We start from the raw sequence: 20300 nt of genomic DNA on the forward strand, positions 1-20300 counted from the left end.
GTCCCACCAAAGCAAAAACTGGCACTAGTGGCCTAAGTCTCTACTTTTGATCTCAGCTAAAAATGGGGAGATTACCCCAGAGCGCCAAGGTAGACTACCCCATGTTTGATATTATTTAGGTTCATTCTGCGCCGTTGTTGCGGGAACTAGGGCTGGACTGATATACGAGGGTATGTTATTGGTTATCACAACAGGTTCATTCAACAAAATTTGTTCGAAAATGGTGTTCCTGTCGATGAAACTTTCGCTTACCTAATTGCCACTACACATCGATCCACATGCTTTCGGGAGTATTTTCTGAATTGGATGTGTGCAGTGCATCAGCCCACTCACGGCGAAGTCGTCGCTATTGATGGTAAAACGCTAAGGTGCTCATACAACCTAGAAGATAGGTACAATACTATTCATATGATAAGCGTGTATGCATCAGGTAGAAAACCGGTACTGATACGTATAAAACATCTACAGAAACGATAAGATAACAGTAATCGCGAATTAATTAAGATGCTCGGGCTACGTGGAGTACTTGTGACCATCGATGCTATGGCATGTCACAAAAATATCATCAATCAAGGTGGAGACTTTCTTTTAGCGGAAAAAGGCAACCAAGGAAAGTGAGCCAAAGCTACCCAAAATGCTTTTTCTTGTTATCGTCAGTCGTCGACTGACAATCAAAAAAGGAATACAGAAAAACATCGTGAACGGATAGAGTCACAAACTTGCCACGTGGCTAATGCCTGATTGTTAGAAGGTAATTTCTCTGGCTCGACAGGGCTTAATACTATAGTAATGGTTTAGAACTTCCGAAAAGAAAAAAGTAAAGCAGCAAAGCTGGAATATCGCTATTACATCAGCTCAAAAGATTAACGGCAGAACAAGCAAATATTACGATACGAGCACATTGGAGTGTTTGAATCGATGCATTGGATTTCAGATGTCAGTATTCAATAGAATGCCTGTCAGATTTATCGAGAAAATGCTACTGAAGACCTAGCGGGCCTGAGACACATGTCTTTAAATATGATTCAAAGCGACCCGACCAAGGTAAGCGTTCCGATGAAGCAAAAGCGTTGCATGATGAAACATAAGTTTTTAGAGAGTGCGTTACTGGCTGGATTTGCATCTATGCTTAAAAATTAAACACTCATGCGGAGGCCCTGGGTATTTCTGCGTACGGTATTATCGAACGTCTTACTGATCTCACCAATAACGGTGACCTAGTCAACTGGATTCGGTCACCCTAATCAAGTTCGTTAAGCTACTTCTTTTAACGGCTAACCCATACACTAAAATTCATTGGGACTTTGGTAATCAAGGTATGAATGCATTCGCTGGCTGTAGTACCACATTGTGAAGTAATTCATGACATTTTATTGTGCTACATATCGCGTCCGATAATTGCTCCAGTGGACTTGATCCTGTTTCAAGCTACCAAACAAGCTTTCTGCTACTGCATTATTCCAACAACATCCTTTTTACTCATACAGCTTAAAATCCATGTGTTCTCAGTATCCGTCGAAATTGATGACTCGCATATTGAACGCCTTGATCTGAATGTACTATCAACCGGCTTTAGGTTTTCGTTGCCAGATAGCCATTATGAGTGCATCGCAAACAAGTTGCGCTTTCATTCTACTTTCCATGCTCCATCCAGCCACTTTACGGGAAAGAAGGTCAATTACGACGGCTAAATAAAACATCCCTTTGACGTCCATATGTACGTAATATCTTGCACTCACGCTTGATTAGCGCGCTTCCCGTTTGAGTTCATTATCGTATACAGGCTTATTGTGTTCACTATTGGTCGTTGCTTTATATTTCTTATTGTAGCGGACCCAAACGTTTACCTCTTTTATCAATTTTCCTGTTTTCCTGCGGCCAACAGGAAAATCAGGCCCATTTAACGCTTTTTGAATACGCCTTTATCAATAGGTATTATCGTTAAACGCGGCAATAAACATGTATTTTACTTCTTTTCTTTGGCAAAGGAGACCGTCGTTTTTTTAATATTTCACGGTCCATTTCTAAACGTTTCACTTGCGATTTTAGTTGACGGATTTCTTCCTACTCAGGCGTAAGCTTACCGTTTACTCTAAACGCATGACCGTCATCATTTTCAGATTAATTTATCCAGCGGCCAAAGAGTTAAGCACTAACTTCTAGATTTCTTGAGGCATCCATAATGCTGTAATTTTGTTCTCTTACAAGCGAGATGGCATAAAGTTTGAATTCTTTTGAATTGGCTTTACGTTTTTTCATTTAAATCTTCAGTTAAATCAATTATATCTTAACTGGGTTAGTCGGATTAATTAAACCACGTCATCATTATTAGCTGCGAATATTTTAAATAAGCTATACGTATTTAAGGAAAAAGTTCATTTTTGAATTTTAATTCCCTCATAGACACTACCCAATGTAATGCTTTAAGGAAAATTAAACATTACATACTACTACTTATAATGATTTAATCGATATTTTTTAATTTATATTTAAATTTACTCTTGAAACGATGTTTCCTACACAGTATATTATTCAAAATTTCTTATGGAAGAGATATCTTTGGTATTAATTATAAAATCAAAGTCATTATCATGATAGATAAGCATTTGCTACTCTGAAAACTTCCTATTATTTATCTACACACAAGGTAGGCAGTATGTTAAAAAAAACCATTATCACAACTTCATTACTCATAGCCGCAACATTTAGCGTTAACGCTGCAGATATGAAGACCAAAATTGAAATAAAAAAAGCCGAAGAAAATATTGAAGTAGCAAAAGCTAAATTGATATCTGCATGTGGAAATAAAAGTATTGATTTCAATATAGATTGGACAAACTACGACAGCTATGACTATAAAAAATTAAGAAGAACCCCTGAACAAATCGTTCGTTTTAGCGGTGCCTTAATTAACAAGTTAATCGAAGATCTTTCTGAAATATGTTCTCAAGGCGAATATGCCGACATGTACAAGAGTGAATTAACTAAAATTTCCAAGGTCGAAATAACAGGTCATAAAGATCAAGAAACAAGAGATGCTTCATTTAAACTTGACAATGAAGGTACTACACTTGTTATTGCGTTAAATGCTTCATCATCATACGACTCAAAATATTCGAAATTGCTTAAGGCTCTTTGGTAAATAATTTTTATAAATTTCATTTTGAAGGAATAAAATGATAAAAAAACTAATTACAATGATATTTTTTTCAAGTCTAATGGCAAATGCGCATGAAAGTGTATTTGATGTTGACGAAAAAGAAATAAGCACATTGCTAGAACAAGGAGGATATCAGGAAGTAATAAACCTTTTACCCAAAGTCCTTCCTTCTTTACGCTCTTCAGAATGGCAAGCTTCAGCAAAGGCATCATTTACAGAGGTACTGAAACAAAATTTAGCTAGTGGTAATTTTAACGGTAATTTGGAACAAGGAAATGTTATTAAAACTAAGTTTCCTTTATTATTAAACGATGTCGAATTAATGGAAAAAGTACTTCAAAGTGGTTTAGTTGTACATCCTAGTTGTAGAAGTCGTTTTGATAATCAATGTATGTCTATTTTTGGCTATTCTTTAGCATTTAACACCCAAGGACCGAATCAAGCAGCTAGATTATTTGAGGACAATAAAAATCAGATCGCCAGTGAGCAGATAGAACTCATTCAATTCTATGAAATAGCTTCTAGAACACAACGCGACGATATTTGTACAGATCCAAAGCTACAAAATACCATTATTATAGCAGCATCAAGAACCGAGGTCATTTATCAGAAGGCTGCTATTAATATCGTAGTTAAATCTTGCTCAAAATTTAAATTTCCTATTCTAGAGGACAATTTACATCGTGATGATAAAATACAAAATCTGATGTGTGCTCCAATGAGTAAATCTGGACAGCTTGGAAAAATAAGCTCAATGGTTTGTAAAGAAAGAGATTTAATTTAGTAATTAGTGTTATTAGGGGTTTTATGCTGCCACAGTCATATGAATTCTATATTTCTTCATTTTTGAAGATATTGGAAAGAATAAATTCACACAAAAATACTACTCCTCCACAATTAATACTCAAAGATAAGTGTGGAAATAGTTACAGTGGTTCATTAGTCAGCTTAGATATTGATACAAAGATCATTGTATTGTACTCAAGCGATGAAATAATCAGCTATATAATGATAGATAACTTAGCATCTATTAGCTTGAAAAGTGTTAAAGAAAACTTAGAATTATTGTCGAGAAACAATAAAAAAATAAGTAACAACACTTTAGAAGATAACGCTACATTATCACTGGATGAAAGAGTTCAGATGATTGAAGCAGCTATAATAAACAATCTCGGTATTGCAGTAAAGTTTAGATTCTCTAATGTCAATACGCTTGACAATATCGAAACTGAAAATGCTATATCTTTAATCGACAGCACTTTTGAAATACTTTTAGAAATTGCTACTGATGAGTTTGGTAAAGATTTGGTAGGGAAAGTAGAGGAATTTGAATTCACTAATATTGATAGTAACAATTTCTTTATGTTAAAGGACTCTAACCGAATTGTCTTAAAACATTGTTTCGCTCAGAAACTACCTAACGATTATCATTCTTTGATAAAAAGAAAGTTAGAAAAACTTTTATAACGTGTTCAACACTTATTATTTATATGGAGATTACCCATGGGTTTAGCAGAAAGACGTGCAACAAAAGAGTTTGAAAGTAACAGATTAGGATCTTTGAAGGAAAAAATATTTAAAGACTCAGGCTTTGAGTTTGAAATTGAAGTAAACTGGTCAACATTAGAAGTTGATGGTTACAGCCACCTATATGATGAATGTTGGCCTAAAGTTTACTTTCATCCTCTAGCAAAAGCATTTAAAGAAATGTGTTCAGAAGATTTTGCTAGAGACATTATTAAAGAGTCTTTGAAAAAAGTCGTGATTCAAAACTATAGTGATAATCACAGAAGTGATAAATTTGCAGAGTTTAAAAATGGTGTTCTAACTTTAAACCACTCTCCAGTTACCAATGTTGAACAAATAGATGATCGCGCATCTAACATTCAAAAAATTGTAGAAAAAGAATTATAGAAATCAAGGCTCTTAGTTATTACTAAGAGCCTTTTCCCATCATAACCATACGCACTAAAAATAACGCTAATAAATTTAATATCCCCAAGAGATAAACCAACTAAAATGTGAAAATTAATACTTTTCGCCATTCATTAAACACACTTATGCGCTATTTTTAATTTCATTGAAAATGTCCAAATACGTAATGTTGTAGTTCGAGTAGAGCGGATCATGCCAATAGTCACAATTTCTAGCTACGAATTGGTTATAAGGTTCATACTTAAATTTTAGCTCACCGCTGAATTAATGTCTGAGTCAAGTAATCAACCCTGAGCCAATCATTGTTCGTGGGGTAATAAAATTGTTGCGTAATTTCACTTCAAGCACTTGCTTGGCACACTGAATACGTATGCAAATCTTTGCTGTATAAACGAAAAGCGTCATATATTACTTGTTCTAAAGATAAAATAATAATCAACAAGGACATGCTATGGCGCGCGTTTTATTTAACGGAGCAAATCCGCTATCCACACAGTCACACTTTGCACTTAATGTTATCGCAGTAGCTTGTGCTGTCGCGTTATCAACCATTCCCAGTCTCGCTCAAGCTAAAACCATTAATGTCGCCTCGCCTGACAAGCACATCAACATCAGCTTGACCGATGATAATGGCCGTCCTGAATACCAAGTAAAATTTAATGACAATATTGTTATCAACCCAAGTAAATTAGGGTTGGTATTTCAACAGGTAGGTGAATTAGGTACTGATTTTAACATTAAACATGTGACTAACAGCAGCGTAGACCAAACATGGCAGCAACCTTGGGGTGAACGTGAAAATATCCGCGATCATTACAACCGCGTGGTCGCCACTCTGAGTAACGGCAAAATTGACTTCGATATCGAATTTAAAGCATTTAATGACGGTATTGGCTTTCGTTACCTAGTGCCAAAACAAACCGGGTTGGCTAACACACCAAAACTCGATATTACCGATGAATTGACTGAATTTGCCATCCCAGATCCACAACACACAACCGCATGGTGGATCCCCGGGCGCGGCTGGAACCGCTACGAATATTTATACCGTACAACCTCACTTGATAAAATCGACAGAGCCCACACACCTATGACTTTTAGAACGGCTGATGGCGTGCATTTAAGCATCCATGAAGCCGCCCTCACCGATTATGCCGCTATGGTGCTTAATCAAGGGCGTGACGGTATTTTACGTGCTGATTTAACCCCCTGGTCAGATGGTATTCGAGTGAAGACTCAACCTGGCTTTTCAACACCTTGGCGTACGATTCAAATTGCTAAAGATGCCCCAGGTTTACTTAACTCAGATCTTATCCTTAATCTTAATGAACCCAATAAACTAGGTGATGTGTCTTGGGTGCAACCGGGTAAATACGTCGGCATTTGGTGGGGAATGCACCTCAATGAAAACACCTGGGGAAGCGGCCCTAAGCATGGTGCGACCACCAGCGAAACTAAGCGTTATATGGACTTTGCCGCCCAATATGGGTTTGATGGGGTATTGGTAGAAGGTTGGAATGAAGGCTGGGATGGTAGTTGGTTCGATAACGGCGATGTATTCAGCTTTACGAAGGCTTACCCTGATTTTAATATCGATGAGATTACACAATACGGTCACAATAAAAATGTCCGTTTAATTGGTCATCATGAAACCTCAGGTTCAGTGACTAATTACCGAAATCAAATGAGTGATGCTTATGATTTATATCAAAAACATGGCGTGACTCAAGTTAAAACCGGTTACGTAGCAGACGGTGGTGACATTAAGCGCGTTGATGAAAATGGTATAGTGCGCCATGAATGGCACGACGGCCAATTTATGGTTAACGAATATCTACATAGCGTTACCGAAGCCGCAAAACGTGGCATTAGCATTAATACTCACGAGCCGATTAAAGATACCGGTCTACGTCGTACTTATCCAAATTGGATAGCACGCGAAGGCGCTCGAGGCCAAGAGTTTAATGCATGGGGAAGCCCACCTAATACTCCAGAACATACAGCAATTCTACCTTATACCCGTATGCTAGCTGGGCCGATGGACTTCACACCTGGGATTTTTAATTTAGCGCCTGAAGGTCTAGATGCGGTAAACCGCGTAAAAACCACACTTACTAAGCAATTAGCCTTATATGTTGTGTTGTACAGCCCTATTCAAATGGCTGCAGACTTACCGCGCAACTATGTGCAACGTCTCGATGCTTTCCAGTTTATTCAAGATGTACCGACAGATTGGAGCGACAGTTTTGCCCTTGCGGGTGAAATTGGTGACTATGTTGCCTTTGCAAGAAAACAGCGCGGTGCTGAAGACTGGTATCTAGGCGCATTAACAGATGAAGATTCACGAAAATTGACATTAAAATTAGACTTCCTCACCCAGGGGAAACGCTACCAAGCCGAAATTTATCGTGACGGTGATAAAGCTGATTGGTTAACTAATCCATATGATTACGTGATTGAAACCAAAATCGTTACTGCAAATGACGCGATGACACTGAACTTAGCAGCCAGTGGGGGTACCGCGATTCGTTTTAAAGCCTTGTAACACTGGAATGTTACATAAGTGTTCGCATTAGGTTACTCACAAAGCATGAATACGTATGTAGTCAGTTGTACCAAGAACAAGCTCGAGGATACTATAAAACATGCTGTTTCGTTTCTAATTTCAGGATGGAATGGTTAGGTCGTTTCTGGTGTGTCTTCGACCATGGAGACCATCAGCTTTAGAGTACCTTCATTTATTTTATCCATTGATTATTTGACGAAAGTCGCTAATGGATAAAGCGTAGGTCTTGGCGAATACCCGTCTTAGGGAGATGCGTATTTGCCATTTTTTTAACTATTAATATGTAACGTAGCCATCTCAATGGTTATCTACGAATTCGCCATAAGAAGTAAAATTACAAGAAGTAAGCACAATGACTTACCAAAAAGGATGTCACATGTCTGGCAATAATCATAAAAACGTCACCCAACAACCGCAGCTTAATTTTTGGCAAATTTTCAATATGTGTTTTGGCTTTTTGGGGATCCAATTTGGTTTCGCACTGCAAAATGCCAATGTCAGCCGTATCTTTCAAACCTTAGGTGCATCTATTGATGATATTCCCATTTTATGGATTGCCGCACCGCTCACGGGCCTCATCGTACAACCTATTATTGGTTACTTAAGTGACAATACTTGGAATAGCCTTGGCCGTCGTCGCCCCTATTTTTTAATTGGTGCAGTATTAACCACATTGTCACTCTTTATCATGCCGCACTCGCCTACTTTATGGATTGCAGCGGGTATGTTGTGGATTATGGATGCCTCAATCAATATCGCCATGGAACCGTTTCGTGCTTTTGTCGGCGATAATCTACCCAAAAACCAACGGACCCAAGGCTATGCAATGCAGAGCTTTTTCATTGGTATTGGCGCGGTGGTGGCATCTGCCTTGCCATATATTTTAACCAATGTCTTTGATGTGGAAAATACCGCCCCAGCGGGCGAAATTGCCGACTCTGTACGCTATGCATTTTACTTTGGTGGCGCGGTACTAATGTTGGCCGTAGGTTGGACCATTATTTCAACCAAAGAATACTCTCCAGAGCAATTAGCTGAATTTCATCAACAAGACACCACTGACGCACAAGACACTAACGTCAATACGCGTACAGCCAAACAATATCAAAATGGTGCGATTATATGGATTGCGATTGGCGCCATTTTCACTCTCGCAATTGTTAGCCTGGATCTAGATAAGCAACTTTATATTTTAAGTTTGGGTATTTTTACCTTCGGCCCACTGCAACTTTACTGTTCGCGTAAGTTAGCCAAACTGTCAAACAACAACACTGAATCGTCAGTAACGCGCGACGGATTAGGCATGACGTTTAATGTTGTCGATGATTTGTTTCATATGCCCAAAGCCATGCGTCAGCTAGCACTGGTGCAGTTTTTTGCTTGGTTTGCCCTTTTTGCAATGTGGATTTACACCACAGCGGCCGTTACCTCGTTCCATTACGGCACCACTGATGTGGTATCACAAGCCTACAATGACGGTGCTGATTGGGTCGGTATGTTGTTCGCGTCGTATAACGGCTTTGCTGCAATTGCTGCGATTATTATTCCGTTTCTGGCTAAAGCAGTCGGCATTAAACTCACCCATACCATCAACATGTTTATTGGCGGTGCGGGTCTCATTAGCTTTATGTTTATTGAAAACCCTAACCTGTTATGGATACCGATGATTGGGGTTGGTTTTGCCTGGGCATCTATTCTATCGGTACCTTACGCCATGTTATCAGGTGTGTTACCCCCGAAAAAAATGGGCGTTTACATGGGGATTTTTAACTTCTTCATTGTGATCCCACAGCTGTTAGCGGCCAGTATTCTTGGCTTATTGCTTAAGGTATTTTTTGATGGACAACCTATTTACGCGTTAGTACTAGGCGGGATATTTATGATGTTGTCGGGCATTGCGGTGTTATTTGTCGATCAAGACAAGCAAACACAATAAGAATTACCAGTCTTTGTCACTGGTAACTAGGGTCTGTTGATCTTTGCAGGTTAAATTTTGTTCGAGATAAAAACGTTTTAATCGAGGCGAGCGGATTGCTGCCTAGCAATCTAAGCTACTTTTACTTAACGAAGAGTAACTCAACAAAGAGTAAAACGTTTTTAGCCGAACCCTTCGGGCAGCGTTTGTTGGTCATTTTTACTGCGTTATCGACTTTTTATGTAGAATAACTACACCACAAAGTCTCTGCCTTGTACAAATGACCAACAATTTGCTGCAAAAACAACCTTGAAAGATCAACAGGCCCTAAATTAAGATCATTATTTTGGGGAATTCCATGTTAAAACCACATTTACTCACGCATCGCAGCATCATAGCGAAAGCTGTTACAACCAGCATGATGGCACTAGCCTTAAGTGCGTGCTCACCAGCAGATACTCAAGTTAACACTTCAGCTCAAGTTGTTAACGTCGCCCCCGGTGCGCCAGGCACAGAACCTACTTGGGCATTCTCAGGAAAAACGGGCATAGGCACATCTTACGAGCCCTATGTTAACGGCAATTATCAAGACACAGCTGCAAACCCGGTCAGTAAAGTATGGTTTTCGATTGCTCAAGGCGTATTAACCGAAACCATGTTTGGCCTTATTCACAATGCCCAGCTTAAAGAACTGCAATTTATTATCTCTGGCAAAGGCTTTGTCGATACTGAAAAAGACAATACTATCAGCACTATTGAGTATTTAGATACCGATGATATGGGGCGGCCATTATCGCTGGCTTATAAAGTCATCAATAAAGATGTTGAAGGTAAATACCAAATAGAAAAACATATCTTTACCGATCCCGATAGAAGTAGCTTGATGATGAAAGTCACCTTTACTGCTTTTGAGGCTGGCATTACACCACACCTTTATGTCAATCCGCACATTGATAACAGTGGCGCCAATGACATTGCTAGAGTTGAAGGCCAATCGCTAGTGGCTTACACCAGTGACACTAACTCAACGGTAATGACGGTTAAAACAGATGTCGATTTTGTCGCCGCTAGCGCTGGGTTCGTCGGCACATCAGATGGTATTGTCGATTTACAAGATAACGGTAAACTTGATTATCATTACCAAACCACTAGCGACACCAATCAAGGCGGTAACGTCGCCCTAACGGCACAATACCCCACCCTTACCAATGTTAATGACAGCCTAAGCTTTAATTTGGTTATTGGTTTTGGCCAAGACAAAGCAAGCAGCTTAGCCAACACTCAAGCGACATTAGATGCGGGTTATGACGCTGTTAAACAAGCGTATTTAGGCGACGATAAACATCTTGGCTGGAAAGATTACTTAGCCTCGCTGAAGCCATTAAATGACATGAGCCGCAACACTACAGATAACGGTAAATTACTCTATGCCAGCGCCTTAGTGTTAAAAGCTCAAGAAGATAAAACCCATGCTGGTGCGTTAATCGCATCACTTTCAAATCCTTGGGGCGACACGGTTTCAGCAAAAGTAGGCAGCACAGGCTATAAAGCCGTATGGCCACGTGATTTTTACCAATGTGCAATGGCATTTTTAGCCATGGGCGATATTCAAACACCAAAAGTGGCTTTTGAATATTTAAAGCAGGTTCAAGTTCAACAACAAACACCTGGTTTTGCAGGTACTCCTGGATGGTTTTTACAGAAAACCCATGTCGATGGTGAAATTGAATGGGTTGGCGTGCAGTTAGATCAAACCGCTATGCCAATCATGCTCGGCTGGAAACTGTGGCAAGCAGGTGTGCTTAGCGATGCAGAAATAATCCAATGGTATAACGACATGCTTAAACCAGCCGCTGACTTTTTAGTTAAAGGCGGCAAAGTAAAACTGGATTGGAATGACACTGAAATTAACCCTCCTAGTACTCAACAAGAACGCTGGGAAGAGCAAGCAGGATTCTCTCCATCCACAACTGCAGCCGTAATTGCCGGTTTAGTGGCTGCCAGTGATATTGGAGCGCTAGCGAAAGATGAACAAGCGTCTGAGTATGCTGATTTAGCACGTAAGCTGCAACGTCAGCTCGAAACAACGATGGTCACCACCTCAGGCTTATTAGGTCAAACAGATTCCAAAGGTAAAGCTGCACCTTACTATGTGCGCATTAGCCCAAATGGTAACCCTAATAACACCGACAAGCTCATTGATAACAATGGTAAACCTGGTTTAGATCAGCGCGTGATCCTCGACGGTGGTTTTTTAGAATTAGTCCGTTATGGTGTGGTTAACGCCCAAGACCCTGTTATTAAAAACAGCGTCATGCTAATAGACAACCAAAATCTTGAAGATAACTTACGAGTTAAATACCAATTTACCGCCAAAGATGGCAGTAAAGTCCCAGGATACCGTCGTTATGGTAATGATGGATACGGTGAAGACACTGTCACAGGCCTTAGCTACGCTGAAAAAGGCGACACCGAAAATCAACGAGGCCGAGTATGGCCCTTCTTTACCGGTGAACGCGGTCATTACGAATTAGCCTTAGCAAAAGCGAACGACACGTTAACCCCAGACACGAAGAAAGTATTAATCAATACCTATGTTCAAGGCATGGAAACCTTTGCTAACCAAGGGTTAATGTTGCCAGAACAAGCTTGGGACGGCGTAGGCAATGAGACTCGTTATAATTACAAAATGGGCCAAGGTACCAATTCAGCTACACCGCTAGCGTGGACTCATGCTGAATACGTTAAATTGGTGCGTTCGATGACCGATGAAAAAGTATGGGACTTTTACCCTGTTGTACAACAAACACTCGCTAAATAGCACTGTATTAATCGCAGTATATTGATAGCACTGTTATTAACTTGTTCAATAAGCCGTTGTGACTCACAACGGCTTTATTTTTGTGTGTATCCTGAAACAAAACCTTGTTAATTCAACACTATCTTGTTATTAATACACCAGATTAAAAAAAGTTAACGTTAAGGAACAACAAATGGATTGGTATGTAAAAGTATTGAAGCAGTATTTTGATTTTAGCGGCCGTGCACGTCGTAAAGAATACTGGATGTTTGGATTAATCAGCGCGGTGATCAGTATCGTACTGACGCTATTGGACATGGGTGTCGGTTTTTATAGCGACGTTTACGGTGCTGGGGTATTAAGCTCAATTTATTCACTCGCCATCATGATCCCAAGTATCGCAGTGAGTGTGCGTCGTTTACACGACACAGACCATTCTGGTTGGTGGTTATTATTGATATTTATTCCATTGCTTGGCATATTAATTTTACTGGTTGTGATGTGCTTTAACAGTAAAGATGACAACGAATATGGGCCAAATCCAAAAACAGTACCAAATCCAGACAGTCCCGATAATTTAACGGTTTAGTCCTAAGAGACTGATTAACATCGTCGTTATCGTCAATACTACGAAAAAAGCATAGTCATGGACTATGCTTTTTTTGTATGTTTTTACCCATCATTGCTTACCACAACAAATACTTGGATTAACTAATCTTTTGCAGGCAGTAACTTGGTCACACCGTTCATCAATAATACCGCCAAACCACCAGCAACAACACCAAATAGTGCATTCAACACGCTTGGGGTTAATAGCCCTAAAACGTCACCAACAACACTCACTTGGCTTACCAGCGTTTCTGCATGCACAATCCATTCAGACACCACATGAATTCCGTGAGTTAAAATACCGCCACCGACCATAAACATGGCAATAGTGCCGACAAATGTCAGGACCTTCATTAAGTAAGGGGCAGCAGATACTAATCCTAAACCCAATTTATGCCCTATTCCACTTGGCTTACGCTGAGCCAGAAACAAACCAAGATCATCGATTTTAACAATCCCTGCTACTAAACCGTATACCCCTACCGTAATCACAATGGCAATCACACATAAGGTTAAAAATTGCCCCATTAGATCCATGTGTGCAGCCACACCTAAACTAATAGCGATGATCTCAGCCGATAAGACAAAATCGGTACGAATAGCCCCTTTTATTTTTTCTTTTTCGAATGCGGCTAAATCTTCGATATCCGCTTTTGCTTTGGCGACTACCGCATCGTCATCGATCACAGGAGCGCGTTTATGAGTTAGTGAATGATAGACTTTTTCAAAGCCCTCATAACATAAAAACAAACCACCAAACATCAATAAAGGCGTTATAGCCCATGGAATAAACGCGCTGATCAGCATAGCCATCGGCACTAAAATCACTTTATTTTTAAATGATCCCATCGCCACCGCAAATACCACAGGCAGTTCACGATCAGAAGCAACACCCGACACTTGTTGTGCATTTAAGGCTAAATCATCACCCAGAACGCCCGCAGTTTTGCGTGCAGCCACTTTACTCATTGCTGCCACATCATCCAGAATAGTCGCAATATCATCTAATAGGGTTAATAAACTGGCACCGGCCATAAAAAACTTATCCTTTAAAAACAATTTAATAGCAGGAATTACACACATGTTTGAAAGCGATTTAATGATATAAGCATGTAAGTTGTTACTGTAAAATAAGTGATCTTAACTCAGAGCATTAGTTTGCCAAGCTTCTGTAAATAAAAAAATAGCACTACATAAAGTATTCAATGCACTTAATATCAATTATCTAATTATCTTCTACATTTGCACCACATGAACTACGCACCACTAAATGGGTCTTGATTAATCGCTGGCTAACTTCTTGACCACGGATTAACTTCAACACACTTTCGACAAGTATTTCACCTGCGAACTGAGTATCTTGCTTTATGGTTGTTAACGCCGGATTGGCAAAACTGGCCACTGGAATATCATCGTATCCCACTACAGCAACTTGATCTGGCACTACAACACCGCGCTTTTTCAATGCACGAATCGCCCCTATCGCAATAAGATCACTCGCAGTAAAAATAGCATCAAATGACACGCCGCTATCTAATAATACGTTGGCGGCATGATAGCCAGAGGCTTCGGTATTAATAGCGTCATGCTGTAACTGTTTGTCGGCTTCGATACCGGTAGATTTTAAAGCATCAACATGACCTAAATACCTGTCGCGAAATTCAGGGCTGCGACTTGACGAGTCACCTAAAAACGCAATGTGTTTATGCCCTAACCCGAGCAAATGCTCCGTGGCCACAAAACCACCTTGATGATTATCGCAACCAATAGACAACACCGCTTTATTGTTATGCTCAGCTCCCCAGATAACAAAGTGAGTATTTTTTTCGATAAGCTTATCAAGTTTATGGGCATAATCCATATAATCGCCATAACCTAATAAAATAATACCATCGGCTTTATTGCTGTCTTCATAATCTGCATGCCAATCCGTTGAAAGCTGCTGAAATGACACCAATAAATCATAACCTTGACGGGCGGTTGCTCGAGTAATCGAACCCAGCATAGAGAGAAAAAATGGGTTGATCATCGACTCATCGTTAGTAGGATCTTCACAAATTAGCAATGCTAACGTATGGCTATTTTGCATGCGTAAGTTACTGGCATTTTTATCGACTTTATAATTGAGTTCTTTTGCAATGGCTTGAATACGCTGTCGCGTTTCTAAATTTACCAACGGACTGTTTCTTAACGCGCGAGACACTGTCGATTGCGACACGCCTGCACGGTAAGCTATATCAATAGAAGTCGCTTTAGATGCCATTTTTATGGTTAACCTTTTATTTTTATTGTCATCGCCACTACAAAAAAACCATCAAGTTGATAAACCAACCTGGTGTTATAAAGCGAACTTATAATCCAAGTTCACTAAGCAAGTCATCTGCGTCATCGACAACAATGCCCTTAATATTGGGATCATTTAATACATCTTTTGATTTTACAGTGCTGACTTGCGCTGTTTTACCATGAGTTTCAATTAACGAATCTAAATCAAACTCTTCGTCCATTTCAAAGTCTGCTGATCGTATAAACTCAGTTTTATCCATGGCGAATTCAAGATAAAAAATATGATTATTTTCAGTCTTAAATGACACTCGTCTGGCAACTGCATTATCGAGGTTTGTATCGATAGAAATAGTTAACTCTTTATTGATAACCAACATTTTAGGTTGGCTTTGGCTAATTGATGTTTGCAATTCTTTCGATATTTTACCAATAAAATCACCCAAAATTTGGTTCATTAATTCGCCCATAACATTACTGACATCATCAGAAGTATGTGAAAACGCGAGTTCTGTTTCAGGCATGCCCATGTTGATCATATAGCGGCGATAAATTTCAATAGCCGCGGCAGCTGAAAAATTGATAACAACTAGACCTGAAAAGCCGCCGTCGAAAATGGAAAAACACGCCAAATCAGGCTTTAAACGGGTACGAGAAATACTTTGAACCATCCCAGCATGACTAATATGGCTCGCACTAGTGCTAGACAGAACATGAGAAACAGAATGACAAAGTTTAAGTAAAATGTCGTCATTTTTGACTGTAGAAGATGAATTCATAACGTAGGTACCTTATCCATTAATTAAGCTAATCTTGCGGGTAAATCAAAAAAAAATCAAAATTAAAACAATCGATTAGCATGTTAATTAACCAATCAAACTTAATGGTACACTAATCATTTGATAATCAATAATTTTTTACAAATAAACACATTCAATTAACAAATGTAAAAATCAGCTGTTTGCTCACAAAAACAATCTTTCAAGCTTATGTTTTTTCATATTTTCATTATAATCGCACAACTTTGTATGGATTGTTTGAATTAGGACTGATGATGATTGGATTATTAAGACGCTTAACCATTTTAAAGCGCTTATTCATTATGTTAGCTTTAGCTGCTGTAGGCACTGTGGTTTTCGGTTCTTTTTCAATTAAAGAACAATATAATCATTTAATTGAGGAAAAATATAAGCAGATAAGTGGACAAGTCAGCCAATTAAGTAGCACTCTTGATGCGTTTAAATTGGCTAAGCCGGACGCTACGGTTGAAATATTAAGCCAATTTGCCAGTCAAATTGAGGTTAATGATCATCAAGCTTTTATCATTGTTGATAACCAAGACCGCATTATTGTTAATCCGCTTAATCAAAACTCTATCGGTAAACCACTTGCCAATTTAGCAACATTCAACGGTTCTAATTCATATCAACAATTGATCGCTAACGCCAAAAAAAACAACATCGCACAAAATGAACTTGCTATTGTCGACCAACAAAATCAGCCTCAAACAGTATTAGTCGCAGCGCAGTATTATTCAGCCCTTGATTGGACCTTAATCACTCAAGTTAACGTCAACGATGTTAATGAAAGCATGACGGGTATCATTATTGATTATTTTATTATCATGATGATTATTTCAGTGCCTATTTTTGCATTCTTTTTATTGTTGAATCATTCCATTACCCAACCTCTCAACGTCACGATCGATGCGATGGAACAGATAGCCAAAGGTGAAGGTGACTTGACCCAGCGTTTGTCGACTGAAGGTAACGACGAAGTGGCTAAATTGGCTGATGCATTCAATCAATTTGTGATTAAAATTGCCAATATGGTGGCTAATTTGCAACCGCTCGGGCATACCTTAAATGATGAAGCCATACATTTATTAGACACCGTAAAGTCATCTAATCAAAGCGCGAATCAAGTGCATAGTGAAACCCAAAGTGTCGCTGCGGCTATCAACCAGATGTTATCGACTAGCCAAGAAATGGCACGAAATACACAAGATGCAGCTGACGGTGCCGCTAATGTAAAACATCAAGCGGAACAGAATCAAAAATTGATGCAACAAACCGTTGAACAAACACAAAGTTTAGTCCATGAATTACATCAAGCTGAAACAGTGTCACTAACACTGAGTCATTCATCCGCTGAGATTGGCAGTATTCTTGATGTTATTGGCAGTATTGCAGATCAAACTAACCTGCTTGCGCTCAATGCCGCCATTGAAGCAGCACGAGCCGGTGAACATGGTCGAGGCTTTGCTGTAGTGGCAGATGAAGTACGAGCACTCGCGAATAGAACTCAGTCATCGACTAATGAAATCAATAAAATTATTAGTCAGATCCAAACGGGTATTCAATCGGTTATCGACAGCATTACTCATACCCAACGGGAGTCTGCTCAGTTACAGTCAAAAGCCGTACAGTCAAGCGATGCAATTATCGAAATTCTAGCACTCATCGATAATATTAGTGGCATGACAGCACAACTTGCTAGTGCCACTGAAGAACAAGCATTGGTTACCGAAGACATCAATGTCAACGTCAATACCATTTCTGAACTCACCGAACAGTCGTTAACCGCTAACGAAACCCACAGCCAGGCAGCGCAATCGTTGCAAGCCATTAGTGTTGATATGAGCAAAACACTAGGGCAATTTAAAATATAATTAATAAAACGATTTATTGACTAAGGCTTGTCAGGCGGAGCATTGCAAATGTCAGCCCCAAAAGCCTTAGTTTTTTACCTGCTAAACCCTCTCATTCTTAGCACTACCAATATTGGCTTATATCCTTGATGATTACATCGCAGATCATTTCGAGTCGAACATCACTTTTAGCCCTTCTGACTTTAGGGTATATTGTCTCCATCAGATTAAAAACTTGGGTTCTACAAGCATTTTTCAACCAAATGGCTAGTGAGTACTTTCGACTAGCTTATTGAAATATTGATACTTAATCCGATGAGTATTTAGTTGTCATTCATTACAGAGTATGTTGTTTATGTATCAAAAAACGGTCACCATTGTTGCTCCTCACGGTATTCACACCCGTCCAGCGGCATTACTGGTAAAAGAGGCAAAAGAGTTTGATTGCGACATTATGGTCGAATGTAATGGAAAACAAGCCAGTGCGAAAAGTTTATTTAAGTTGCAAACATTAGGCCTTTACCAAGGCATGTCTGTGACGGTGTTAGCGTCAGGTGAACACGGCCAAGCAGCCGTTGACAAAATAGCCTCAATGCTGATTACGCTTAGTTAATAGGACAACGTTATGTCAATCAATGGAATCGTTGTATCTGCAGGTATCGCTTTTGGTAAAGCATTAACTATTACCACCCAACTGCCACCACTCGATTTTAAACTGCTTTCTATTGAACAAATTGACCAGCAACAGCAACAGTTAACCCAGGCAATTCATCACTTGATTGCACATTTACAACACTGCCAACATCACCTGTGCCCAGATTGTGATAATTTCCAACTGATTGATAGCGATATTATGTTACTTGAAGATGAGGAGCTGCAGCAGCAACTACATCAACATATTGAGCAATTTAGAGTCTGCGCAGCTGTCGCAGTTGATCGTATTTTTAATCAACATGCTGCAGAAATGTTGTCATTAGACGACCCTTATTTGGCCAATCGTAGCGGTGATATAATTTGTTTAGCTAAACGCCTCACCAGTGCTTTGCATGGCCATTTGCAATGGGATTTATCAACACTCACTGAAGACACTATTTTACTCGCTGATGACTTAACCCCTGCTGAATTTGCCATATTGCCATTAACCCACATTACTGGACTTATTCTCGAATCAGGAGGCTTAACAAGCCATACTGCCATTTTGGCTCGGGCAGCAGGAATTCCTGCATTACTCAATTATCAGTTTTCACAATCTGAAGATCCTATTACAGATGGTTCGCAGCTTATTTTAGATGGAATGTCTGGTGAGTTACATATCGCTCCATCACCTGAACTTTTCGACCAATTAAAGCAAAAACAACAACAAGAGTTACTGCGTCGCCAAGCGTTAATGATTTATAAAGATAAGCCCAGTCAAACCAATGATGGTCATCTGGTCACTTTGCTGGCCAATGTGGGTAATCTGAGTGAAATATCTCATACAGCCGAAGTCGGAGCACAAGGCATTGGCTTGTTTCGTACTGAATTTTTATTGATGAATGCCAAAGCGCTACCTAATGAGCAGCAACAATATAAACTCTATTGTGACGCCCTTCATAGCTTACAAGGTGACGTACTGACCATTCGAACATTTGATATCGGCGCAGATAAAGAGATCCCTTGTTTGCCGCAAAGTAACGAAGATAATCCAGCTCTTGGCATTCGTGGTATTCGCTATAGTTTGGCGCACCCAGAGACCTTTATCACCCAGGTAAAAGCAATACTTCGGGCGGCGAATCATGGCCAGGTTCGATTAATGTTTCCGATGGTAAGCCAGGTTGAAGAACTTGACGCCGCATTTTTATTAATTGAACGTGCCAAAGCAGAATTAATTGAACAAGAAAAAGGTTTTGGTACCCTGAGTTACGGCATTGTGGTTGAAACCCCAGCAGCGGTACTGAACCTACCCAGCATGCTGCCACTGCTCGATTTTGTCAGTATCGGCACCAATGATTTAACTCAATATACTTTAGCGGCCGATAGAACTAATCCACATTTAGCCAAACAATATCCACCTTTATCACCTGCTGTTATTCAATTAATTTCCATCACCATAAACCACTGTAAACAGGCAAATGTTAAAGTCTCTTTATGTGGTGAACTTGGCAGCGATCCATACGTCTTACCTTTGTTAGTCGGACTTGGGCTTGATGAGTTGAGTATCAACCCGGCTAATTTATTAGACGTAAAAGTGGCATTGATTAAAGGTAATTACACAAAATTTGTCCGCCATGCACAACACATTGCTTTGTTAACTCGAATTACTGAAATTCGTAAAGCCATTAACGCTTTTGCACATGATTGCGATTAATCACACGAATAAAGTTGGTAAAGTTGACAGAGCCG

At 39.6% G+C, this 20300-nt stretch carries 14 protein-coding genes and 2 pseudogenes; 12 read left to right on the plus strand and 4 right to left on the minus strand.

All coding sequences use genetic code 11. The features are described from left to right. Nucleotides 1-62: 62 nt before the first annotated feature. A pseudogene (locus AAEY98_RS08045) lies at nucleotides 63-1140 on the plus strand (ISAs1 family transposase). A 146-nt stretch (nucleotides 1141-1286) separates the two neighbouring features. Here the strand turns inward: AAEY98_RS08045 and AAEY98_RS08050 are convergent. Further along, nucleotides 1287-2259 (minus strand): annotated as a pseudogene (locus tag AAEY98_RS08050) (IS3 family transposase). A gap of 397 nt (nucleotides 2260-2656) precedes the next feature. Between AAEY98_RS08050 and AAEY98_RS08055 the strand changes: the two are divergent. The 8 genes from AAEY98_RS08055 to AAEY98_RS08090 all read left to right on the plus strand — a co-directional run bounded on the left by AAEY98_RS08055 (nucleotide 2657) and on the right by AAEY98_RS08090 (nucleotide 12965). Beyond that, nucleotides 2657-3142 (plus strand): hypothetical protein, encoded by a 486-nt coding sequence (locus tag AAEY98_RS08055; RefSeq protein WP_350999115.1) that lies wholly within the window; start codon nucleotides 2657-2659, stop codon nucleotides 3140-3142. Nucleotides 3143-3176: 34 nt separating this feature from the next. Further along, nucleotides 3177-3944, plus strand: coding sequence for a hypothetical protein (locus tag AAEY98_RS08060; protein ID WP_350999118.1), 768 nt, complete (start codon nucleotides 3177-3179; stop codon nucleotides 3942-3944). 23 nt (nucleotides 3945-3967) lie between these two features. Next, a complete protein-coding gene (locus AAEY98_RS08065) occupies nucleotides 3968-4627 on the plus strand; it encodes a hypothetical protein (RefSeq protein ID WP_350999120.1) in 660 nt (219 codons plus the stop codon). A 36-nt stretch (nucleotides 4628-4663) separates the two neighbouring features. Continuing rightward, nucleotides 4664-5074: a hypothetical protein gene (locus tag AAEY98_RS08070; protein ID WP_342859085.1), complete on the plus strand. Its 411-nt coding sequence runs from the start codon at nucleotides 4664-4666 to the stop codon at nucleotides 5072-5074. 472 nt (nucleotides 5075-5546) lie between these two features. Continuing rightward, nucleotides 5547-7640 carry a glycoside hydrolase family 97 protein gene (locus AAEY98_RS08075; protein ID WP_351016228.1) on the plus strand — a complete coding sequence of 698 codons (2094 nt, stop codon included), beginning with the start codon at nucleotides 5547-5549 and terminating at the stop codon, nucleotides 7638-7640. 397 nt (nucleotides 7641-8037) lie between these two features. After that, nucleotides 8038-9597: an MFS transporter gene (locus AAEY98_RS08080; protein ID WP_182750789.1), complete on the plus strand. Its 1560-nt coding sequence runs from the start codon at nucleotides 8038-8040 to the stop codon at nucleotides 9595-9597. Between the two features lie 337 nt (nucleotides 9598-9934). Then, nucleotides 9935-12397, plus strand: a complete 2463-nt coding sequence (locus AAEY98_RS08085) for a glucan 1,4-alpha-glucosidase (RefSeq protein ID WP_351016232.1) — start codon at nucleotides 9935-9937, stop codon at nucleotides 12395-12397. Between the two features lie 172 nt (nucleotides 12398-12569). Continuing rightward, nucleotides 12570-12965: a DUF805 domain-containing protein gene (locus AAEY98_RS08090; RefSeq protein ID WP_101087613.1), complete on the plus strand. Its 396-nt coding sequence runs from the start codon at nucleotides 12570-12572 to the stop codon at nucleotides 12963-12965. A gap of 122 nt (nucleotides 12966-13087) precedes the next feature. On the opposite strand, the gene AAEY98_RS08095 is transcribed toward AAEY98_RS08090, so the two are convergent. The 3 genes from AAEY98_RS08095 to AAEY98_RS08105 all read right to left on the minus strand — a co-directional run bounded on the left by AAEY98_RS08095 (nucleotide 13088) and on the right by AAEY98_RS08105 (nucleotide 16047). Continuing rightward, nucleotides 13088-14020 (minus strand): DUF808 domain-containing protein, encoded by a 933-nt coding sequence (locus AAEY98_RS08095; RefSeq protein WP_101087612.1) that lies wholly within the window; start codon nucleotides 14018-14020, stop codon nucleotides 13088-13090. Nucleotides 14021-14210: 190 nt separating this feature from the next. Beyond that, nucleotides 14211-15248 (minus strand): LacI family DNA-binding transcriptional regulator, encoded by a 1038-nt coding sequence (locus AAEY98_RS08100; protein ID WP_351016235.1) that lies wholly within the window; start codon nucleotides 15246-15248, stop codon nucleotides 14211-14213. An 88-nt stretch (nucleotides 15249-15336) separates the two neighbouring features. Next, nucleotides 15337-16047 carry a DUF3334 family protein gene (locus tag AAEY98_RS08105; RefSeq protein WP_101087609.1) on the minus strand — a complete coding sequence of 237 codons (711 nt, stop codon included), beginning with the start codon at nucleotides 16045-16047 and terminating at the stop codon, nucleotides 15337-15339. A gap of 275 nt (nucleotides 16048-16322) precedes the next feature. On the opposite strand from AAEY98_RS08105, the gene AAEY98_RS08110 reads away from it, so the two are divergent. The 3 genes from AAEY98_RS08110 (at nucleotide 16323) to ptsP (ending at nucleotide 20265) form a co-directional block, all read left to right on the plus strand. After that, nucleotides 16323-17939, plus strand: a complete 1617-nt coding sequence (locus AAEY98_RS08110; RefSeq protein ID WP_351016374.1) for a methyl-accepting chemotaxis protein — start codon at nucleotides 16323-16325, stop codon at nucleotides 17937-17939. Nucleotides 17940-18273: 334 nt separating this feature from the next. Further along, the gene (locus AAEY98_RS08115; protein WP_041413537.1) at nucleotides 18274-18531 is read left to right on the plus strand and encodes an HPr family phosphocarrier protein; all 258 of its coding nucleotides are present in this window, start codon (nucleotides 18274-18276) and stop codon (nucleotides 18529-18531) included. A 12-nt stretch (nucleotides 18532-18543) separates the two neighbouring features. Next, a complete protein-coding gene (gene ptsP, locus AAEY98_RS08120) occupies nucleotides 18544-20265 on the plus strand; it encodes a phosphoenolpyruvate--protein phosphotransferase (protein ID WP_101087607.1) in 1722 nt (573 codons plus the stop codon). Nucleotides 20266-20300 lie beyond the last annotated feature (35 nt).

The sequence above is a fragment of the Shewanella sp. AC91-MNA-CIBAN-0169 genome, assembly GCF_040310165.1.
GTDB lineage: Bacteria > Pseudomonadota > Gammaproteobacteria > Enterobacterales > Shewanellaceae > Shewanella.

Excerpts from the sequence above, each read along its gene's own strand:
- AAEY98_RS08105 (WP_101087609.1), bottom strand. The coding sequence starts at position 16,047 with ATGAATTCATCTTCTACAGTCAAAAATGACGACATTTTACTTAAACTT.
- AAEY98_RS08090 (WP_101087613.1), top strand. The coding sequence starts at position 12,570 with ATGGATTGGTATGTAAAAGTATTGAAGCAGTATTTTGATTTTAGCGGC.
- AAEY98_RS08095 (WP_101087612.1), bottom strand. The coding sequence starts at position 14,020 with ATGGCCGGTGCCAGTTTATTAACCCTATTAGATGATATTGCGACTATT.
- AAEY98_RS08080 (WP_182750789.1), top strand. The coding sequence starts at position 8,038 with ATGTCTGGCAATAATCATAAAAACGTCACCCAACAACCGCAGCTTAAT.
- AAEY98_RS08115 (WP_041413537.1), top strand. The coding sequence starts at position 18,274 with ATGTATCAAAAAACGGTCACCATTGTTGCTCCTCACGGTATTCACACC.
- AAEY98_RS08100 (WP_351016235.1), bottom strand. The coding sequence starts at position 15,248 with ATGGCATCTAAAGCGACTTCTATTGATATAGCTTACCGTGCAGGCGTG.
- AAEY98_RS08085 (WP_351016232.1), top strand. The coding sequence starts at position 9,935 with ATGTTAAAACCACATTTACTCACGCATCGCAGCATCATAGCGAAAGCT.
- AAEY98_RS08055 (WP_350999115.1), top strand. The coding sequence starts at position 2,657 with ATGTTAAAAAAAACCATTATCACAACTTCATTACTCATAGCCGCAACA.
- AAEY98_RS08075 (WP_351016228.1), top strand. The coding sequence starts at position 5,547 with ATGGCGCGCGTTTTATTTAACGGAGCAAATCCGCTATCCACACAGTCA.
- AAEY98_RS08065 (WP_350999120.1), top strand. The coding sequence starts at position 3,968 with ATGCTGCCACAGTCATATGAATTCTATATTTCTTCATTTTTGAAGATA.
- AAEY98_RS08070 (WP_342859085.1), top strand. The coding sequence starts at position 4,664 with ATGGGTTTAGCAGAAAGACGTGCAACAAAAGAGTTTGAAAGTAACAGA.
- ptsP (WP_101087607.1), top strand. The coding sequence starts at position 18,544 with ATGTCAATCAATGGAATCGTTGTATCTGCAGGTATCGCTTTTGGTAAA.
- AAEY98_RS08060 (WP_350999118.1), top strand. The coding sequence starts at position 3,177 with ATGATAAAAAAACTAATTACAATGATATTTTTTTCAAGTCTAATGGCA.
- AAEY98_RS08110 (WP_351016374.1), top strand. The coding sequence starts at position 16,323 with ATGATTGGATTATTAAGACGCTTAACCATTTTAAAGCGCTTATTCATT.